17 protein-coding genes are annotated in these 19,279 nt (G+C 70.8%); 10 read left to right on the top strand and 7 right to left on the bottom strand.

All coding sequences use genetic code 11. From position 1 onward, the window contains the following. Nucleotides 1-274: 274 nt before the first annotated feature. Nucleotides 275-517, top strand: coding sequence for a DUF397 domain-containing protein (locus ACFWEP_RS02620; RefSeq protein ID WP_266707328.1), 243 nt, complete (start codon nt 275-277; stop codon nt 515-517). A gap of 253 nt (nt 518-770) precedes the next feature. Here ACFWEP_RS02620 and ACFWEP_RS02625 read toward each other — a convergent pair whose 3' ends face one another. Further along, nucleotides 771-1,307: an ATP-binding protein gene (locus ACFWEP_RS02625; protein ID WP_387364375.1), complete on the bottom strand. Its 537-nt coding sequence runs from the start codon at nt 1,305-1,307 to the stop codon at nt 771-773. Nucleotides 1,308-1,647: 340 nt separating this feature from the next. Here ACFWEP_RS02625 and ACFWEP_RS02630 point away from each other — a divergent pair, with 340 nt between their 5' ends. The 3 genes from ACFWEP_RS02630 to ACFWEP_RS02640 all read left to right on the top strand — a co-directional run bounded on the left by ACFWEP_RS02630 (nt 1,648) and on the right by ACFWEP_RS02640 (nt 4,673). Then, nucleotides 1,648-2,511 (top strand): helix-turn-helix domain-containing protein, encoded by an 864-nt coding sequence (locus ACFWEP_RS02630; RefSeq protein WP_387364378.1) that lies wholly within the window; start codon nt 1,648-1,650, stop codon nt 2,509-2,511. Nucleotides 2,512-2,569: 58 nt separating this feature from the next. After that, nucleotides 2,570-4,027 carry an aldehyde dehydrogenase family protein gene (locus ACFWEP_RS02635; RefSeq protein ID WP_387364381.1) on the top strand — a complete coding sequence of 486 codons (1,458 nt, stop codon included), beginning with the start codon at nt 2,570-2,572 and terminating at the stop codon, nt 4,025-4,027. Nucleotides 4,028-4,139: 112 nt separating this feature from the next. Next, complete coding sequence (locus ACFWEP_RS02640; protein WP_387364384.1) at nt 4,140-4,673, top strand: DinB family protein; 534 nt, start codon at nt 4,140-4,142, stop codon at nt 4,671-4,673. A gap of 74 nt (nt 4,674-4,747) precedes the next feature. Here ACFWEP_RS02640 and ACFWEP_RS02645 read toward each other — a convergent pair whose 3' ends face one another. The 4 genes from ACFWEP_RS02645 to ACFWEP_RS02660 all read right to left on the bottom strand — a co-directional run bounded on the left by ACFWEP_RS02645 (nt 4,748) and on the right by ACFWEP_RS02660 (nt 8,845). Beyond that, nucleotides 4,748-6,169: a glutamate decarboxylase gene (locus ACFWEP_RS02645; RefSeq protein ID WP_387364387.1), complete on the bottom strand. Its 1,422-nt coding sequence runs from the start codon at nt 6,167-6,169 to the stop codon at nt 4,748-4,750. Nucleotides 6,170-6,238: 69 nt separating this feature from the next. After that, nucleotides 6,239-6,862 (bottom strand): NAD(P)H:quinone oxidoreductase, encoded by a 624-nt coding sequence (gene wrbA / locus ACFWEP_RS02650; protein ID WP_387364390.1) that lies wholly within the window; start codon nt 6,860-6,862, stop codon nt 6,239-6,241. A 168-nt stretch (nt 6,863-7,030) separates the two neighbouring features. Continuing rightward, complete coding sequence (locus ACFWEP_RS02655; RefSeq protein WP_387364447.1) at nt 7,031-8,257, bottom strand: ion channel protein; 1,227 nt, start codon at nt 8,255-8,257, stop codon at nt 7,031-7,033. A 222-nt stretch (nt 8,258-8,479) separates the two neighbouring features. Further along, nucleotides 8,480-8,845, bottom strand: coding sequence for a YbjQ family protein (locus ACFWEP_RS02660; RefSeq protein WP_327177166.1), 366 nt, complete (start codon nt 8,843-8,845; stop codon nt 8,480-8,482). Nucleotides 8,846-8,991: 146 nt separating this feature from the next. On the opposite strand from ACFWEP_RS02660, the gene ACFWEP_RS02665 reads away from it, so the two are divergent. Beyond that, nucleotides 8,992-9,720: a DedA family protein gene (locus ACFWEP_RS02665; protein WP_387364394.1), complete on the top strand. Its 729-nt coding sequence runs from the start codon at nt 8,992-8,994 to the stop codon at nt 9,718-9,720. A gap of 74 nt (nt 9,721-9,794) precedes the next feature. Here ACFWEP_RS02665 and ACFWEP_RS02670 read toward each other — a convergent pair whose 3' ends face one another. Next, a complete protein-coding gene (locus ACFWEP_RS02670; RefSeq protein ID WP_387364397.1) occupies nt 9,795-11,498 on the bottom strand; it encodes a threonine/serine exporter ThrE family protein in 1,704 nt (567 codons plus the stop codon). Between the two features lie 231 nt (nt 11,499-11,729). After that, on the bottom strand, nt 11,730-12,224 hold the full coding sequence (locus ACFWEP_RS02675) for an inorganic diphosphatase (protein ID WP_327180093.1): 495 nt from the start codon (nt 12,222-12,224) through the stop codon (nt 11,730-11,732). 86 nt (nt 12,225-12,310) lie between these two features. Here ACFWEP_RS02675 and dacB point away from each other — a divergent pair, with 86 nt between their 5' ends. The 5 genes from dacB to ftsH all read left to right on the top strand — a co-directional run bounded on the left by dacB (nt 12,311) and on the right by ftsH (nt 19,250). Continuing rightward, nucleotides 12,311-13,795, top strand: a complete 1,485-nt coding sequence (dacB, locus tag ACFWEP_RS02680) for a D-alanyl-D-alanine carboxypeptidase/D-alanyl-D-alanine-endopeptidase (RefSeq protein WP_387364400.1) — start codon at nt 12,311-12,313, stop codon at nt 13,793-13,795. Nucleotides 13,796-13,901: 106 nt separating this feature from the next. Further along, nucleotides 13,902-15,044, top strand: a complete 1,143-nt coding sequence (locus ACFWEP_RS02685) for a zinc-dependent metalloprotease (RefSeq protein ID WP_387364403.1) — start codon at nt 13,902-13,904, stop codon at nt 15,042-15,044. Nucleotides 15,045-15,240: 196 nt separating this feature from the next. Further along, complete coding sequence (gene tilS, locus ACFWEP_RS02690) at nt 15,241-16,338, top strand: tRNA lysidine(34) synthetase TilS (protein ID WP_387364406.1); 1,098 nt, start codon at nt 15,241-15,243, stop codon at nt 16,336-16,338. A gap of 101 nt (nt 16,339-16,439) precedes the next feature. Continuing rightward, a complete protein-coding gene (hpt, locus tag ACFWEP_RS02695) occupies nt 16,440-16,979 on the top strand; it encodes a hypoxanthine phosphoribosyltransferase (protein WP_275496049.1) in 540 nt (179 codons plus the stop codon). A gap of 240 nt (nt 16,980-17,219) precedes the next feature. Then, nucleotides 17,220-19,250 carry an ATP-dependent zinc metalloprotease FtsH gene (gene ftsH, locus ACFWEP_RS02700; protein ID WP_387364409.1) on the top strand — a complete coding sequence of 677 codons (2,031 nt, stop codon included), beginning with the start codon at nt 17,220-17,222 and terminating at the stop codon, nt 19,248-19,250. Nucleotides 19,251-19,279 lie beyond the last annotated feature (29 nt).

Here is a 19,279-nt window from a genome sequence, read left to right on the forward strand (position 1 = left end):
GGGGCCGGGGTCGACCGTCCGGGCCTGCGGCGGAGGTCGCGCCGGGCCGGGGAGGCGGGGGCGCAGATACGTGGGCCGTGGCGTCCCGGGAGGATCTTCCTGCCGGGGTGCGTGCCAATTCGTGGCCTCTTCACGTCTGCGGTAATCGCTGTAATCAAAGGACCACCCCGCGTGCACGTGCATTTGCCCATGCATTGGCATGTGAATTACCGCTATGATCCAGGTTGGTTGACAGATGGTTGACACTTGCACCTTGCAACTCGGGGAGCTTTCTGTGCACGACGTGTACAACGGCATGGCGGCCACAGGGCTTCACGGAGTCGTCTGGCAGAAGAGCAGGCACAGCAACTCCCAAGGATCTTGCGTGGAGTTCGCGAAACTGCCCGGGGGGAATGTGGCCATGCGCAACTCCCGCCACCCGGACGGCCCGGCGCTCGTCTACACCCCGGCGGAGATCGAGGCTCTCCTGCTGGGCGTCAAGGACGGGGAGTTCGACCATCTGGCGACCGGCGCCTGAGCGTCACGGAGCGCTGCCGTGTGCGGCGGCACGGCGCGCGGCGGTCATCGGTGCGCCGGGACCGGCACGGGTGGCCGGTGGGGCGCGTCGAGCGCAGGCGGCCACGGAGGTGCGGTCGGCGGGGCGTGACGAGGGCCGGAGCGTGACTCTCCCTCGCGCTCCGGCCCCCGGTCTCCGCGCCGGGCCCCCTCGTACTCGTAAGCGGTGCGGTGCGTGCCCCCGCGCGCACGTGGCCCCGCCGGACGGCCGCGTCTCAGCGGGAGTCGTCCGCCGGCTCGTCGGCGTTCGTCAGCAGGAACGCCGCCCAGACGACCTTCCCGTGCGGGGCCCTCGACCGGCACCCCGCCCCGGGGGCCGGGGCGGGGTGCCAGCCCCAGCTGTCGCTGAAGGACTCCACCAGGAACAGGCCCCGGCCCGACTCGGCCGAGTCCTCCGCCTCGCCCGCCATCGGACTCTCCCGGCTGGGGTCGCGCACCGCGCACACCAGACGGGTGGAGCAGCGCGCCAACTGGAGCCGCACCGGCGGGATGTTCGGGTCGCGGGCGACATCGGACGGCAGCGCGTGACGCAGGGCGTTGGTCACCAACTCGGAGACGACCAGGGCCACATCGTCGAAACAGCCGTCCAGCTGCCACTGGCGGAGGGTGGCGCGGGTGAAGTGCCGCGCGGAGCCGACCGCTTCGTATCTCGCCGGGAGGGTGATGGACGCCGATGCGGTGATCGTCGCGGGATCCGTGGGGGGCAGGCCGCGCCGTAACGGTTCGAGCGTCGTCGATCCATCAGTCCTCATGCGAGGTGCTCCCGGGATTTCGCGGCTGCGAGCGGCACTGCCTGTGAGCGGTACTGCGGGGACACAGCGGCACAACACGAACGATCACGCAGGTGCGCAAGGCCCATGCTTCCGAATGCTTGGAGCAGATGCAAGGGCAGATGCACGTGCACGCGCCGGACCTGCCCGGTACCGTGGTGGTTCCGGAGCATTTCTTCCGTGCAGCAGTTTTCCATGACTCCGGCAAGTCTTCCCCTCTCTGTAATCGAATGAGTACGGCCCGGAGCGTTTTGGTGGCAGAATCCGGTTCTCGGGGTTCGGGGGGCCTCGTTGCCCGGGAAGCTATGGGGAGGGTCGTCCAGTGTCGGCAGGCGAGTCGAGTGGATCCGTGGTGCGCCGCATCCTGCTGGGCTCTCAGCTCAGAAGGCTGCGTGAGTCTCGCGGAATCACGCGTGAGGCGGCCGGCTACTCCATCCGGGCCTCCGAATCGAAGATCAGCCGCATGGAGTTGGGACGGGTGAGCTTCAAGGCCAGGGATATCGAGGATCTGCTCACGCTCTACGGAGTCGCGGACGAGGCGGAGCGCGAGTCGCTGCTCGGTCTGGCACGCGAGGCCAACGTGGCGGGCTGGTGGCACAGTTACGGTGACGTGCTGCCCGGCTGGTTCCAGACGTACATCGGTCTGGAGGGGGCGGCATCCCTCATCCGTATCTATGAAGTGCAGTTCGTGCACGGTCTGTTGCAGACCGAGGCCTATGCGCACGCCGTCGTCTCGCGAGGCATGCGCGGCGCTCCCGAGGCGGAGATCGACCGCCGGGTCGCGCTGCGGCTGGAGCGGCAGAAGGTGCTCGTCTCGGAACGTGCGCCGGACTTCCACGCGGTGCTCGACGAGGCCGCCCTGCACCGGCCTTACGGGTCACCCGAAGTGATGCGCTCCCAATTGCGGCATCTGCTGGAAATGTCGGAGCACCCCAACATCTCCCTCCAGGTGATGCCTTTCAGTTTCGGCGGACATGCCGGGGAAAGCGGCGCGTTCACCATGCTGCGTTTCCCCGAATCGGATCTGTCGGACATCGTCTTTCTGGAGCAGCTCACCAGCGCGCTCTATCTCGACAAGGCCGAAGACGTCCAGCAGTACGAAAAGGCCATGGTCCGGCTGCGGGCCGACAGTCCCGGAGAGGGCGAGACCCGGGATCTCCTCCACAGACTGCTTCAACAGGCCTGATCCACGCGTACGATGAGGTTCGATCAGGAGTGTGCGAACGCCTGCAGTAAGGGATTGCATGTCCTTCTTCCATGAACTGGCCCATCAGTACATCGATGGCGAATGGCTGACCGGCAGCGGCTCGTGGGACATCATCGACGTCAATCCCTACAACGGCGAGAAGCTCTGTGCCATCACGGTGGCGACCGTCGCCGAGGTGGACCGGGCGTACCGCGCCGCCGAACGCGCGCAGACGGCGTGGGCCGCCACGCGTCCGCACGAGCGACAGGCGGTCCTCGCACGGGCGTTGGCCGTCATCGAGACACGCGCGGACGAGATCGCCGAGGCCATCGTCGACGAGCTGGGCGGGACGCTGCCCCGGGCCCGGTACGAGATCGACCTCGGCCGCGAACTTCTCCGTGAGGCGATACGCCAGGCCGTCCGGCCGGTCGGCGCGCTGCTGCCCGCGGCGGTGGACGGCAAGGAGAACCGGCTGTACCGGCGCCCCGTCGGGGTCGTCTCCGTCATCAACGCCTTCAACTTCCCCTTCGTCGTGGCGATGAAGTCGGTCGCACCCGCCCTGGCGCTCGGCAACGCGGTCGTGATGAAGCCGCACCAGAACGCCCCGGTCGTCGGCGGCGGTCTCGTGGCGCGCGTCTTCGAGGAGGCCGGGCTGCCGCCGGGCCTCCTCAACGTGGTGGTCACGGACAGCGCCGAGATAGGCGACGCGTTCATCGAGCACCCGGTGCCCGCGGTGATCTCCTTCACCGGCTCGGACCGGGTCGGTCGTCAGATAGCGGCCCTGGCGGCGCGCCACTTCAAGCGGTGCGTGCTCGAACTCAGCGGCAACAGCGCCTTGGTGGTGCTGGAGGACGCGGACATCGACGCGGCCGTGGACGCCGCGGTCTTCAGCCGCTTCTTCTTCCAGGGGCAGGTCGGCATGGCGGCCAACCGCATCCTGGTCGACCGTTCTGTGGAGCGGGAGTTCACCGAACGGTTCGTCGCCGAGGTGTCCCGGATCACCGCCGGGGACCCGCACGACCCGGCCACCCGTATCGGCCCGGTCATCAACGCCTTCCAGGCCGACGCGTTGTCCGGGCTGGTCACCGAGGCGCTCGACGCCGGGGCCACCGCGCTGCTGCGGGGCCGTACCCGGGGCAATGTCGTGGAGCCGACCGTGTTGACCGGGGTGCCCGAGGGCTCACCCCTGTTGACGCAGGAGGTCTTCGGGCCGGTGGCGGTGCTGATCCCCTTCGACGGGGAGGACGAGGCCGTGAGGATCGCCGACGACACCCCGTACGGGCTGAGCGGGGCCGTGCACACCGCCGACGTGGAGCGCGGGGTCAGGTTCGCGCGGCGCGTCCGCAGCGGGATGTTCCACGTCAACGGGCCCACCGTGCAGGACGATCCGCTGGCCGCCTTCGGGGGCGAGAAGATGTCCGGACTCGGCCGGCGGAACGGCGACGCGGTGGTGGGCGCCTTCACGACGACGCACTGGATCTCGGTCCAGTACGGCCGCACGGTCTTTCCTTTCTGAAGCGATCGCGTGTCCCGGGCGTTGCGGACAGAAGCTGTCCGCAAGGGCTCGTAGCGTGTGGGTGTCGGTCGGAGCCACGGGGGCACCGGCCCAAGACTCCGGGACGGTCAGCATGGTCACTCACGTGTCCGAGACGCACGGCGACGAGCGCGGCACCCTCCTCGCCTTCGTGGAGGCTCAGCGCGGCGCGATCCGCCGTACTCTGCTCGGTCTCACCGAGGAGCAGGCGGCGAGCCGGCCGAGCGTGAGCGAGCTCTCCCTCTCCGGCCTGGTCAAGCACGTCGCCGAGACGGAACTGAACTGGCTGCGGATGGCGCAGCGGCAGCCCAACGAGAAGGCGCGCACCCAGGAGACCTGGGGGGACAGCTTCCGTCTCGTCGGCGACGAGACCGTGCCCCAGGTGCTGGCGTTCTGGGACGGCGTCGCCGCCGAGACCCAGAAGTTCATCCGGTCGGTGCCGGACCTCGACGACACCTTTCCGCTGCCCCCGGCCCCCTGGTTCCCGAAGGACGAGGAGGTCTCCATGCGGTGGCTGCTGGTCCATCTGGTCGAGGAGGTCGCCCGGCACGCCGGCCACGCCGACATCATCCGGGAGTCCCTGGACGGCAAGACGGCCTTCGAGCTGATCGCCGAGAGCCGGGAGTAGTCGCGGGGCCGCGCGATCAGTGGCGGGGAGGCGACTGTCCGCGGGGCGCCGAACAGCCGCAGAACGACGGATGTTCAGTGGTGGAACGAGGTCCCGGCGGTCTTGTCGCGGCTCAACGGGTGGTCCTGTTCCCGTAGTTCGGGCAGGAGTGCCCGCAGGTCCTCCAGCAGGAGTTCGGCGAGGTCGGACGAGAAGCCGTTGCGGCAGACGATCCGCAGCACCGACAGGTCCTGCCGGTTGGCCGGGAAGGTGTACGCGGGCACCAGCCATCCGTGCTCGCGCAGCCGCCGGGAGACGTCGAAGACGTCGTACGCCTTCACGTCCGGCGTGGTCGTCACGGCGAAGACCGGCAGTTCGTCGCCCCGGGTGAGGAGGCGGAAGTCGCCGAGGGCCTCGATCCGGGTCGCGAGGCCCCGGGCCACGTCGCGCGAGGTCTGCTGGACGGCGCGGAAGCCTTCCCGGCCCAGCCGCAGGAAGGTGTAGTACTGCGCGACCACTTGGGCGCCGGGCCGGGAGAAGTTCAGCGCGAACGTGGGCATGTCGCCGCCGAGGTAGTTGACCCGGAAGACGAGTTCCTCGGGGAGGTCCTCGGGCGTGCGCCAGAGCGCCCAGCCGACACCGGGGTAGACCAGGCCGTACTTGTGGCCCGAGGTGTTGATGGAGGACACCCGGGGGAGCCGGAAGTCCCACACCAGGTCCTCGTCGACGAACGGCGCGACCATGGCGCCCGAGGCACCGTCGACGTGGACCGGGATGTCGAGTCCGGTGCGTTCCTGGAGGGCGTCCAGCGCCTCGCAGATGCCGGCGATCGGCTCGTAGGAGCCGTCGAAGGTGGAGCCGAGGATGCCGACGACCCCGATGGTGTTCTCGTCGCAGAGGTCGGCGGCGCCCTGCGGGTCGATGTGGAAGCGCTCGCCCTCCATGGGGACGAGCCGGGCCTCGACCTCCCAGAAGTTGCAGAACTTCTCCCAGCACACCTGCACGTTGACGCCCATCACCAGGTTGGGCCGCGCGGTGGCCGGATAGCGGTCGGGGTTCTTCGCCGCCCACCGCCGCTTCAGCGCCAGCCCGGCGAGCATGCAGGCCTCGCTGGAGCCGGTCGTCGAGCAGCCCACGGCGTTGGTGGGGTCGGGAGCGTTCCACAGATCGGCGAGCATGGCGACGCACCGGCGCTCCAGCTCGGCGGTGCGTGGGTACTCGTCCTTGTCGATCATGTTCTTGTCCCGGCACTCCGCCATCAGCACCCCGGCCTGGGGTTCCATCCAGGTCGTGACGAAGGTGGCGAGGTTGAGCCGGGAGTTGCCGTCGAGCATCAGCTCGTCGTGGACGAGCCCGTACGCGGTGGACGGGGGGAGCGGGCCGTCCGGGAGCCGGTGCGTCGGCGGCGCCGAGGTCATCCCCGCCGTCGGATCGGCCTCCCCGAAGAAGGGGTTGAGGGCCAGCTTGCGCCCCTTGTCGGAGTCGTCCCTGCCGTGTGATCCCTTGTGGAGCGCCATGCGGCACGTCCTCTCGGTCCGCGGACCCCGGTCGCGGGGCCCGCTCCCGCAGTCGTCCTCGCCGCCGGGTCAGCCCTCGGCGGCGAGTCCGGCCTTGATGGCCCGGGTGAACTTCACGACGCGCTCGGCTTGGACGCGCGCCGCCGTCAGGGTCTGCTCGCCGACCGGGATGTCCCCCTGGCCGGCGACGTGCGAGGTGCCGTAGGGGTTGCCGTCGACGAACTTCGACGGGTCGGTGTATCCGGGGGAGACGAGGATGCCGCCGAAGTGGTGGATGGTGTTGTAGAGCGCGAGCAGCGTCGACTCCTGGCCGCCGTGCGCGGTGGCGCTGGCGGTGAAGCCGCTGTAGACCTTGTCGGCCAGCGCGCCCGCCTGCCAGAGGCCGCCGAGGGTGTCGAGGAACTGCTTGAGCTGGGCGGCGACGTTTCCGTACCGGGTCGGCGATCCGAAGATCACCGCGTCGGCCCAGACGAGGTCGTCGGGGGCGACCTCGGCGATCCCGGCCGTCTCCCGCGCGTTCGCCGCCCAGGCGGGGTTGGAGTCGATGGCGGCCTGCGGGGCGAGCTCGGCGACCTTGCGCAGCCGTACGTCGGCGCCGGCCTTCTCCGCGTCCTCGGCGAGGGCCTTGGCGATCGTCGCGATGGTGCCGGTCGAGGAGTAGTAGACGACGGCGACATTGACGGGCGTGGACATACGAGATCCTCCGGGCGTCGGGTGTGCGGGCCGTACGGCGGGGAGTTCTCGTGCGGCTCCGAGAGGCCGTACGCATGTGACGATACGGACAAATAGTCCATTCGGCACGTCCGGTCCAGGAGTCGGTGCGGTACGGCCCTCCTCGGGCCGCAGGGCCCCACGAGCCCCTCACCGCAGCGCCGTACCGTCCTCGCGCAGCTGCATCTGCGGCCGCCCGGTCACCAGCAGCCAGGCCGGCAGCGCCGCCACGCAGAGCACCGGCAGCACCGCCAGGTCGCTCACCAGTACGGCGGCGGTGAAGAGGCTGAGCCAGCCCTGCCGGGTGACCGCGAGCACGATGCCCAGCACCGCGCAGGCCACGGCGAGCGCGGGCGGGACCGCGTCCACCAGGGCGTGCGCGCACAGCCCCAGGGCCACCCCGGCGAAGACCGCCGGGAAGATCCGGCCGCCGCGGAACCCGCAGGTGGCGGCCACCACCAGGGCCGCCATCTTGACCACCGCCATCACCGCGAACTCCCCGGCCGACCAGCCGTCGGGCGAGGAGGTCAGCTCCCGCGCCTCGTCCAGGCCCTTGAAGAGCGTCAGATGGCCGCCCAGTGCGCCCAGGAGTCCCAGCACCAGTCCGCCGACGGCCGTCGCGAGCACCGGGTACCGCAGCGCCTTGAACGCCCGGTGCGCCCACGGCGTCGCGAGTACCCCGGCCATCCCCAGCAGCGCGCCCGCCGACGCGATCACCAGGGCGGAGAGCAGATCGCCCCAGTCGGTGCGGGTGTACGCGGGCAGCGACATGTCGAAGCTCGGATGCGCGGCCAGCGTCATGGTCAACGCCCCCGCCGTGCCCGCCGCGAGCGGTCCGAAGAGGCGGTCCCAGAGGGCGCCGGGGCCGGGCTGGGAGGCGAGGAACTCGGAGAGGATCAGGGCGGCGGCGACGGGGGTGCCGAACAGGGCGCCGATGGTGCCGGCCGCCGCGAGCCCCGTCCACAGCTCACCGGGCGCGCCGGGGGCGACCCGGCGGCCCAGCCAGTAGGCGAGGGCGATGTTGGTCTCGGTGATCGGGTTCTCCGGGCCGAGGCTCACCCCGCCCGCCAGTGCCAGCACGGTGACCAGCAGCAGCCCCGGTACGACCCCGGGGCTCAGCGGGGCGCCCACCAGGCCGGTGGTGGCCGGGTCGGGGCCCGCGTGGCCGTGTACCAGGTGGACGACGACGCCCACCGCGACGCCCGTCGCGGTGAGCATGACGATCATCCAGAGCGAGGAGTACCGGCCGATCCCGAGCGCGTCCGGGAGGTTCTCCCAGAGCACCTCCTGGAACCTTTCGGCCAGCAGGCTGACACCGAGCAGCACCAACGCCGAGACGACGCCCACCACGAGCGCGGGGAGCAGGACGGCCAGCAGCCGCCGGGCGGGCGTGGGGGCGGGCGCCGGGCCGGGACCGGCGGGGGCCGAGGAGGCGGCGGAGGCCGGAGAGGGCGACGCGGAGGAGGAGGCCACCGGCTCACCCTATCCGCGCAAAAGCCGCACAAGCCGTTTATCTACCACGCCTCGCAGCATGCCCCGCCCGCGAGGCGCAGCACGTCCCGCACGCCCCGCACCCGGCGCGAGGCGTGAGACCGCCCGTCACAGCTCGCTGATCACCGCGGCCGTCCCGTACGCGCAGACCTCGGTGCCCACGTCCGCCGCCTCGGAGACGTCGAAGCGCATCATCAGCACCGCGTTGGCGCCGCGCGCCCGCGCCTGCTCGACGAGGCGTTCCATCGCCTGGTTGCGGGTCTCGACCAGGGTCTTGGTCAGGCCCTTCAGCTCGCCGCCGATCATCGACTTCAGTCCGGCGCCGATCTGGCTGCCCAGGTGGCGGGAGCGCACGGTCAGTCCGAACACTTCACCGATCACCCGGGTCACCTGATGCCCGGGTACGTCGTTCGTGGTGACGACGAGCACGTCCGCGTGGTCGCTCTGGCCGCCGCCGTAATCCTCGATGCCCATGGATGACACCTCCCGGGGTCCAGCTTTGCCCCGACCGGTGCCGTGCGCACGCTCACTGCGGCCACTGGAACCCGGAGCACCCCCGGGGCGTTGATAGCTTGGGGCGCCACGCAGCCGCCCACCGAACGATCCTGGAGCCCGGACCCTTGAATACGCTTGCGCTCGGCCCGAGCTGGCTGGACCCGGACTATCTGATCAACACCTTCGGACTTCCCGGCGTCCTCCTCATCGTGTTCGCCGAGTCCGGACTGCTGATCGGGTTCTTCCTGCCCGGCGACTCGATCCTGTTCACCACGGGTCTGCTGGTCACCACCGGCCAGCTGCGCTACCCGCTCTGGCTGGTCTGCGTGCTGATCGGGCTCGCCGCGATCATCGGGGACCAAGTCGGCTACCTCTTCGGCCGGAAGGTGGGCCCCGCCCTCTTCAACCGTCCGGACTCCAAGCTCTTCAAGCAGGAGAACGTCGAGAAGGCACACGAGTTCTTCGAGAAGTACGGCCCGAAGTCGCTGATCCTGGCCCGCTTCGTACCGGTGGTCCGTACCTTCACGCCGATCATCGCCGGTGTCAGCCGGATGAACTACCGCTCGTTCCTGATCTTCAACATCGTCGGCGGCATCCTCTGGGGCGTCGGGGTGACCGTGCTCGGAGCGGTGCTCGGCAAGATCGAGTTCGTGCACCAGAACATCGAGGCGATGCTCGTCCTGATCGTGCTCATCTCCGTGGTGCCGATCGCGATCGAGTTCCTCCGGGCCCGCTCCAAGGCGAAGAAGGCCGCACCGGACCGCGAGGACGACGACCGCCCCGGCAGCGGCCCCTCCGACGGCCCCTCCGGCAGCTCGCCGGCCGGCCGCCGCGGCCGTCACGCCAAGCGCTGACCTGGACAGCCCCTGCACGGCGCCCCTCCCGGTACGCACGGGACGGGCGCCGTGCGCGTGTACGGGCCCGGGGCTCAGAACCCGCGGGTGCGCTTGGCCGCCCTGCGGCCCGCGCCCGTCTCCGTACCCGGTACCCGCATGAAGAGCCGGGAGATCTCGCTCCCGAGGTTCACCCCGATCGCGATGGCCAGCGCCGTCGCCACCGCCGTGGAGAGCGAGGCGAGCCCCCGGTCCAGCTCGCCCTGGGCGACGCCCAGCAGCCCGAAGTACGTCGCCGAACCGGGCAGCAGCGGGCCGATGGCCGCCGTGATGAACGGCAGCGAGGAGGTGTAGCGGTAGCGCGAGAAGAGCTGCCCGAACAGGCCCACCAAGCCGGCTGCCACCGCCGTCGCCGCGACCGGCGAGAGACCGCCGGTGCGGGCCATCGCCCCGTAGACGATCCAGGCGACCCCGCCGTTGAGGGTGACCGCGAGCACGGTGGACCGTTCCTGCTGGAGCAGGATCGCGAAGGCCAGACTCAGCGCCATCGACACCAGGATCTGGAGCACCGGCCGGTCGTGGGCGACGAAACGTTCCTCCGGATTGAGCGTGGCGCCCAGCTGGAGCCCCAGGTAGAGCACCACCAGCACCCCGACCACGATCCCGATGAAGAAGTACATGACCTCCAGCAGGCGCGCGGCGGCGGTGATGTAGTAGCCGGTCAGGCCGTCCTGCACACCCGCCACCAGGGCCCGCCCGGGCAGCAGCGCGAAGAGCCCACCGGTGATCACGGCGGACGGCCGCACATCGCTCCAGTGGGTGAGCGTCAGGGCCACCCCGAGCGCGGCGGGTGGCATCGCGGCGACGGTGAACTGGTAGAACTCCGGCAGCCCGCGCCCCGCGCAGAACCAGGCCAGCCGGTCGCCGAGCATCGCTCCGGCCGCCGCCACGAAGAACACCACCACGCCACCGCCGACCAGCACCGAGGCCGCCCCCGCGAGCAGCCCGGCGGCCACCGTGAGCGCCCAGCCGGGGAAGGGGTGGCGGTTGCGGCGGATCTCGGCGAGGCGCCGGTACGCCTCCTCCAGCGAGACGTCCACGTCCTCGGTGGTGATGTCGTCGATCAGCCGGAAGACGGCCGCCAGCCGGTTGTAGTCGGTGCCCCGGCGGCGCACCGTGCGGCTCGCCGTGACCGGGTCCTCGACCAGCGAGGGCTGGTGCGAGATGGAGAGCAGGGTGAAGGTGACGGTCGGCTCGCACCGGTCCAGACCGTAACTGCGTGTCACCGCGAACATCGCGGCCTCCACGTCCTCGGCCCCCTCGCCGCCGGCCAGCAGCAGCTCTCCGATACGGAGCGTCAGGTCGAGCACCCTCGGCACGGCGGGCCCCGAGTCGTCCGTCCGCTGGACGCTCTCCGCCGCGGGCCGCTCGGTGACCGGCATCCGGAGCATGGTGCGCATCCGGTCCTGCCAGGGCGCCTCCTTGGTCAGCCGGACCATCGGGATGCCCTGCGCCGGGGTGAAGGCGGGTGTCTGGCTCGCGTCGTACACCCGGGGCGGCGTGAAGGCCGAGCCGAGCGTGTCCGAGTTCGGGAAGTTCTTGCCCGCCCCTCCCGGACCGGAAGCGGAACCCGGCCCGGACGGTTCCGGCTGCACTCCGGCCGGTACCGCGAACTCCGAGGTCGGATGGTCCTCTTCGAGCGGCGGTGTGGGCTGCTCCACCCCGGCGGGCGCGGTGAACGCACTGTGCGCCTCGTCGGACTGGGGCTTCTGGTCCTCCGGACCGCCCTGTTCCGCCACTGCCTGACCTCGCTCTTCCTGGCCCGATGCGTCTTGGCCGCACTCCTGCCCAGTATGGGCACGGTCAAGGGACCCGCACGCGAAACGGGCGGCACACCGGTGAGGTGTACCGCCCGTCCACGCTGTCCTCAGGCCGTCACGGAGACCTCGGGTCTCCGTGACGACCCGGCCCCGCCACCCGTACGGAAGCGGAACCGGAAGGGGCCGTGCGGCCCCGGGAGAGGGACCGCGTCAGTGCGCGCCGCCCTGGTCCTGCAGACGCTTGTACGAGGCCTCGATCTCGGCCTCGGCCGCGGCGCGGCCGACCCAGTCGGCGCCCTCGACGGACTTGCCCGGCTCCAGGTCCTTGTAGACCTCGAAGAAGTGCTGGATCTCCAGGCGGTCGAACTCCGACACGTGCTGGATGTCCTGCAGGTGCTCGACGCGCGGGTCCGAGGCGGGGACGCACAGCAGCTTGTCGTCGCCGCCGGCCTCGTCCGTCATGCGGAACATGCCGATGGCGCGGCACTTGATGAGGCATCCGGGGAACGTGGGCTCGTCCAGGATGACCAGCGCGTCCAGCGGGTCGCCGTCCTCGCCGAGGGTGTTCTCGACGAATCCGTAGTCGGCGGGGTAGCTGGTCGAGGTGAAGAGTCGACGGTCCAGGCGGATCCGACCGGTCTCGTGGTCCACCTCGTACTTGTTCCGCGAACCCTTCGGGATCTCGATGGTGACGTCGAACTCCACGGGTGGCTCCTCCATGATCAACACATACGACTGGTGGTTAAGTGTCCCCCACGCAGAAGTGTGCTCGCGAAAGGGGCTGGTCAACGGTGGCCGAGCCGGTGGATGAACCGTCGAAGGAACCGTCGGACCCCTGGGGCAAGCTGAAGAGCCTGGCCGGAAAACCGGCCCTGCCGGACAGCTGGCGGCTCGTCGCAGGCTCCGTGGTCGTCGGCCTGGTGGTCGCCGCCGGCGCCGTGTTCGCCGCCGGCCCCTGGGACAACGGTCAGCGTACGGCCGAACGCGCCCGGGCCGGCGACCAGGGCCGTACAGGTGACACAGCTCACCGGAGTTCCGCGGCGGGCCCGGCCGAGCCCACGCCGGCGCCCAGCGCCGCCGCGGTGCTCGCCGCACTCGGCACCGGCACCGGCCGCGCCCCGGCCGGGACGGCGCTCGCGCCGGGCAAGGCGCTGGCCCCGCTGATGAGGGCGTCCGCCCTCGGCACCCGTACGACGGCCGTCGTCGTCGACACCGCCACCGGCAAGCAGATCTACGCGCGCGCCGCCGGCACCCCGATGACCCCGGCCTCCACCGTCAAGCTCGCCACCACGGTCGCCGCGCTCTCCGCGCTCGGCCCCGACCACCGCATCGACACCACCGTGCGCGCCTCGCCCGATCTGCGCACCGTGACCCTCGTCGGCGGCGGCGACCCCACCCTGGACGAGGCCGGGCTGCGCGCGCTGGCACGTTCCACCGCGAAGGCCCTGACGGATCGGAAGGTGCGCAAGGTCGTACTCACATACGACGCTTCCAGTTATTCCGGACCCGCCCGTCACCCCATCGGCCCCAACGACAACATCGCGCCGGTGAGCGCGCTGATGGTCCGCGAGGGGCGCCTCGACAAGAGCAGCCACGGGCCCGCCGCCCGCTCCGGCGACCCCGCCGCCGACGCCGCACGCCTGTTCGCCGGGTACCTGAAGGACGGCGGCGTGAACGCGACGGCCGCACCGCGCCCCCACCGTGCCGCGGCCAAGGCGACCATCCTCGCCACCCACCGCTCGGACCCGCTCTCCGCGCTGGTCGAGCGCACCCTCACCAACAGCGACAACGACCTCGCCGAGGCCCTCGCCCGGCAGACCGCCCTCGGCACCGGCCGCCCGGCCAGCTTCGCCGGAGCCCGCGGCGCGGTCACCGCCCAGCTGAAGAAGATCGGTATGCCCGTCACCGGCGCCCGGCTCGGCGACGGCAGCGGACTCGACCGGAACGACAAGGTCTCGGCCGCCCTCCTCGCCGGACTGCTCGCCCGCGCGGCCGACCCCGCCCACCCCGAACTGCGCCCCGTCCTCACCGGACTCCCGGTGGCCGGTTTCAGCGGCACGCTCGACGGCCGGTACGGCGAGGAGTCGGGCGGCGCCGGACTCGTACGGGCCAAGACGGGCACCCTCACCGGCGTCAACGCCCTGGCCGGCACGGTCGTGGACGCCCGGGGGCGGCTGCTCGCCTTCGCCTTCCTCACCTCCGGCACCACCTCCCCCCGTGACGCCGAGAAGGCCCTCGACGACCTCGCCTCGGCGCTGGCCGCCAGCGCGGGCTGAGCGCCCTCCCGCGGTTCGTGGCGGATCAGCGCGCGGCGGCCCTTCAGGTGCCGTCCGGCCCGCCAACGCCCCACCATCGAGGCGCACCCTCACGTACGGTTGACGCATGACGAGCATCGGTGGTGCCGAGATGGTCGACTGGAATCTCGCGGTGGCGACCGCGACCCGCCTCGTGCGGCCGGGTCCCGAGATCGACCGCGAGGAGGCGCGCGCCGTCGTCGCGGAGCTGCGCCGCCACGCCAAGGCCTCGGAGGAGCACGTCCGCTCCTTCACCCGGATGATCCCCGAGGGCCCCGGGGCCCCCGTCCCCGCCGACACACCCGTCCTGGTCGTGGACCGGGCCGGCTGGATCAGGGCCAACGTCGCGGGGTTCCGCGAACTCCTGCGCCCCCTGCTCGGCAAGATGGAGGCACGGCGCGGCGGCGGACCCGCCCAGAGCGTCATCGGAGCCGTCGGCGGCAAGGTGACCGGCGTCGAACTCGGCATGCTGCTGTCCTTCCTCGCCTCCCGGGTGCTCGGCCAGTACGAGACCTTCGCCCCCGCGAGCCGGGAGCTGCCCGCCCTCGACCAGGGAGGCGGCCGGCTGCTCCTGGTCGCCCCGAACATCGTCCACGTGGAGCGTGAACTCGACGTCGATCCGCACGACTTCCGGCTCTGGGTGGCCCTCCACGAAGAGACCCACCGCACCCAGTTCACCGGGGTGCCGTGGCTGCGCGACCACCTCCAGGGTGAGATCCAGTCCTTCCTGGACGAGACCGACGTGGACCCCGCCACCTTCATCGAACAGCTGCGCGAGGCCGTGCAGTCGCTCGTCGGCGGGCGGCCCGAGGGGGAACGCGGCGAGGGCGGCGGACGCAGCCTCGTCGAACTCGTCCAGACACCCGCCCAGCGCGAGATCCTCGGCCGGCTCACCGCCGTGATGTCCCTGCTGGAGGGCCACGCCGACTTCGTCATGGACGGGGTCGGGCCCGATGTGGTCCCCTCGGTCGCCGAGATCCGGGAGAAGTTCCAGCAGCGCCGGGCCCGCGGCGCGGGCCGCCTCGACCTGGCCCTGCGCAAGCTGCTCGGCATGGACGCGAAGCTCCGTCAGTACCGCGACGGCGAGAAGTTCGTGAGCGCCGTGGTCGCCGAGGTCGGCATGGAGGGGTTCAACCGGGTGTGGACCTCGCCCAACACCCTTCCGACGAAGGCGGAGATCGCCTCCCCCGCGGACTGGGTCGCGCGCGTGCACCGTAAGGCAGATTCGTGATCTTGACGCGGCCCACGGCCGGATAAAGGTCCCCCAATCACCCATCCGAGGGACCATGAGGGCATGGGAAGCCGTGCAATGCTCGATGAGCAGCTTGCCTCTGTCACCATCGACGCACTCTGAGTGACGTCAGGGAGGGCACTTCGCCGTCCCGCCTCTCGGAGGCACCTCCCAGAACTCCAGAAGGGCACCGGACATGGGTCCCCATCCTGCGGTCGCGGCGATACGCCTGGCGGTCCGCCGCGTACTCCACGACGTACTCACCGAACACACCCTCCGCACCGGCCAGGGTTTCCACCTCGACCGGCCCGGAAACCCCCGCCTCGCCGAAGCCGGCGGAGCCGGCCGGACGGCCTTCCCCGAACGGCCCGTCGCCCCGCCCCGGCCCCTCGTCCTCGTGGCCTGCTCCGGCGGCGCCGACTCCATGGCGCTCGCCTCCGCCCTCGCCTTCGAGGCCCGCAAACTCGACGTACGGGCCGGCGGCATCACCGTCGACCACAACCTCCAGACCGGCAGCGGACTGCGCGCGACCGAGGTCGTCACCCGGCTGACCGCCATGGACCTCGACCCCGTCGAGGCCGTCGCCGTCCACGTCGGACGCGAAGGCGGCCCCGAAGCCGCCGCCCGCGACGCCCGCTACGCCGCGCTCGACGCCGCCGCCGAGCGGCACGGCGCCGCCACGATCCTGCTCGGGCACACCCGTGACGACCAGGCCGAGACGGTGCTGCTCGGGCTCGCCCGGGGCTCCGGCATCCGCTCGCTCTCCGGCATGGCCGCCGCCTCCGGGCCGGCCGGCCGCTACCGCCGCCCGTTCCTCCAGCTCGACCGCCAGACCGTTCGCAAGGCCTGCCTCGTCCAGTCCCTCCCCGTCTGGGACGACCCGCACAACGCCGACCCCGCCTACACCCGTTCGCGCCTCCGCCACGAGGGCCTGCCCGCCCTGGAGAAGGCCCTCGGCAAGGGCGTCGTGGAGGCGCTCGCCCGTACGGCCCAGCTCTCCCGGGACGACGCCGACGCCCTGGACGGCTGGGCCGCCGAGGCCGCGCGCGCCGTACGCGACGACGACGGCGAGCTGGACTGCGCCAAGCTCTGGGCGCTGCCGCCCGCCGTACGTCGCCGGGTGCTGCGCCGGGCCGTCATCGAGGCGGGTGCTCCGGCCGGTTCGCTCTTCGCCCGGCACGTCGAGGAAGTGGACCGGCTCATCACCGGCTGGCGGGGCCAGCGCGCCCTCAACCTGCCCGGCCGCGTCGAAGCCCGGCGGCAGGGTGGCAGACTGGTCATCCGGCAGAGCTGAAGAGCAAGCGGCTGAAGTGCAGGCGAGACGGCCGGCCGGGCCCGGGTGACACGCACCGGGCCGGGCGGGCTAAGAAAGAGACGCGGGTGAACGAGAAGGACATGGGCAGCGACCTCCAGTCGGTGCTCCTCACGAAGGAAGAGATCGACGCGAAGCTCGTCGAGCTGGCCGCCAAGATCGACGCGGAGTACGCGGGCAAGGATCTGCTCCTCGTCGGGGTCCTCAAGGGCGCGGTGATGGTCATGGCCGACCTGGCCCGCGCGCTGTCCACCCCCGCCACCATGGACTGGATGGCCGTCTCCTCGTACGGCGCGGGCACCCAGTCCTCCGGTGTCGTCCGCATCCTCAAGGACCTGGACACCGACATCAAGGGCAAGCACGTCCTGATCGTCGAGGACATCATCGACTCCGGGCTGACGCTCTCCTGGCTGCTCTCCAACCTGGGGTCGCGCGAGCCGGCGAGCCTGGAGGTCTGCACCCTGCTGCGCAAGCCGGACGCCGCCAAGGTCGCGATCGACGTGAAGTGGATCGGCTTCGACATCCCCAACGAGTTCGTCGTCGGCTACGGGCTGGACTACGCGGAGAAGTACCGCAACCTCCCCTTCGTCGGCACTCTCGCCCCGCACGTCTACGGCGGCTGAGCGCCTGTCGTCCTTCCGGGACCCCGGCCCCGCCGCGCGACGGCCGGGGCCGTTCCCGGAACACGGCGGCAGCGGGAACCCTTACCGCGCTCCCGCCGTTGAAGGTCTCGAATAGGGGTTTCCGGTACGTCCCCGGCGGTCGAAGGCCACAATGCTGGGGTACGGTCCGAAGAGCAGTCTCAATCTCACAGCAGCATTTACCTACGGGCAGGAGGGACGGGGCGACTTCGCTCCGTATGGATGGACGTGAAGCGATACTTCCGTGGGCCGGTCATGTGGATCGTGCTGGCCGTCCTCGCCGTGGTCGTGTTGATGCAGGTCGTCGGCTCGTCCGGCGGCTACAAGACGGTGGACACCGCCAAGGTGGTCCAGGCGATCAGCAAGAACCAGGTGGAGTCGGCGAAGCTGACCACCGGTGACGAACAAATCCTCAAGATCGAGCTGAAGGACGGCCAGAAGCTCAAGGGCGAGTCCGGCAGCAAGTTCCAGGCCAGCTACATCGGCAGCCAGGGCGTCGACCTCGCCGAAACGCTGCAGCAGAAGTTCGAGAGCGGTGACATCGAGAAGGGTTACACCGTCTCGCCGTCGAAGCAGTCGCCGTTCCTCTCGATCCTGCTGTCGCTCCTGCCCTTCGTCCTCATCGTGGTCATCTTCCTGTTCCTGATGAACCAGATGCAGGGTGGCGGCTCCAAGGTCATGCAGTTCGGCAAGTCCAAGGCCAAGCTGATCACCAAGGACACGCCGAAGACGACGTTCGCCGACGTGGCGGGCTCGGACGAGGCCGTCGAAGAGCTCCAGGAGATCAAGGAGTTCCTCCAGGAGCCGGCGAAGTTCCAGGCCGTCGGCGCCAAGATCCCGAAGGGCGTCCTGCTCTACGGGCCGCCCGGTACGGGCAAGACGCTGCTCGCACGCGCCGTCGCCGGCGAGGCGGGCGTGCCGTTCTACTCGATCTCCGGCTCCGACTTCGTCGAGATGTTCGTCGGTGTCGGTGCCTCCCGGGTACGCGACCTCTTCGAGCAGGCCAAGGCGAACGCCCCGGCGATCGTCTTCGTCGACGAGATCGACGCCGTCGGCCGGCACCGCGGTGCCGGTATGGGCGGCGGTCACGACGAGCGCGAGCAGACGCTCAACCAGCTGCTCGTCGAGATGGACGGCTTCGACGTCAAGGGCGGCGTGATCCTGATCGCCGCGACCAACCGGCCGGACATCCTCGACCCGGCGCTGCTGCGCCCGGGCCGGTTCGACCGTCAGATCGCCGTGGACCGCCCGGACATGCTGGGGCGCCTGGAGATCCTCAAGGTGCACAAGAAGGGCAAGCCGGTCACCGACGACGTCGATCTGAACGCCGTCGCCCGACGTACCCCCGGCTTCACCGGTGCCGACCTGGCGAACGTGCTGAACGAAGCGGCGCTCCTCACGGCGCGCGGCAACAAGAAGCTGATCGACAACTCCACCCTGGACGAGGCGATCGACCGCGTCGTGGCCGGCCCGCAGAAGCGGACCCGGATCATGTCCGAGAAGGAGAAGAAGATCACCGCGTACCACGAGGGCGGACACGCCCTGGTCGCGGCGGCTTCCCCCCAGTCGGACCCGGTGCACAAGATCACGATCCTCTCCCGCGGCCGCGCCCTCGGTTACACGATGGTGCTTCCGGAGGAGGACAAGTACTCCACGACGCGCAACGAGATGCTCGACCAGCTCGCGTACATGCTGGGCGGGCGCGCGGCGGAGGAGCTGGTCTTCCACGACCCGACCACCGGTGCCGCCAACGACATCGAGAAGGCCAGTGCCACGGCCCGCGCGATGGTGACGCAGTACGGCATGACCGAGCGGCTCGGTGCGATCAAGTTCGGCGGTGACAACACCGAACCCTTCGTGGGCCGTGAGATGGGCCACCAGCGCGACTACTCGGAAGAGGTCGCGGGGCTCGTCGACGAAGAGGTCAAGAAGCTCATCGAGACCGCCCACAACGAAGCGTGGGAGATCCTGGTCGAGAACCGCGACATCCTCGACACCCTGGTCCTCCAGCTCCTGGAGAAGGAGACCCTGGGCAAGGAGGAGATCGCGGAGATCTTCGCCCCGCTCGTGAAGCGTCCGGCCCGCCCGGCGTGGACCGGTTCCGCCCGGCGTACCCCGTCCACGCGTCCGCCGGTGCTCTCGCCGAAGGAACTCGCGCTGACGAACGGCTCGGCCGGTGCCAACGGCTCGGCGGCTCCCTCGGAGGCCGCCCCGGCCAAGGACCTCCCCTCGGAGGACCGTCCGGAGAGCTGACCCCGTCCCGAGCAGGTGTGACGGCCCTC

This window comes from Streptomyces sp. NPDC060198 (assembly GCF_042728415.1).
Classification (GTDB): domain Bacteria; phylum Actinomycetota; class Actinomycetes; order Streptomycetales; family Streptomycetaceae; genus Streptomyces.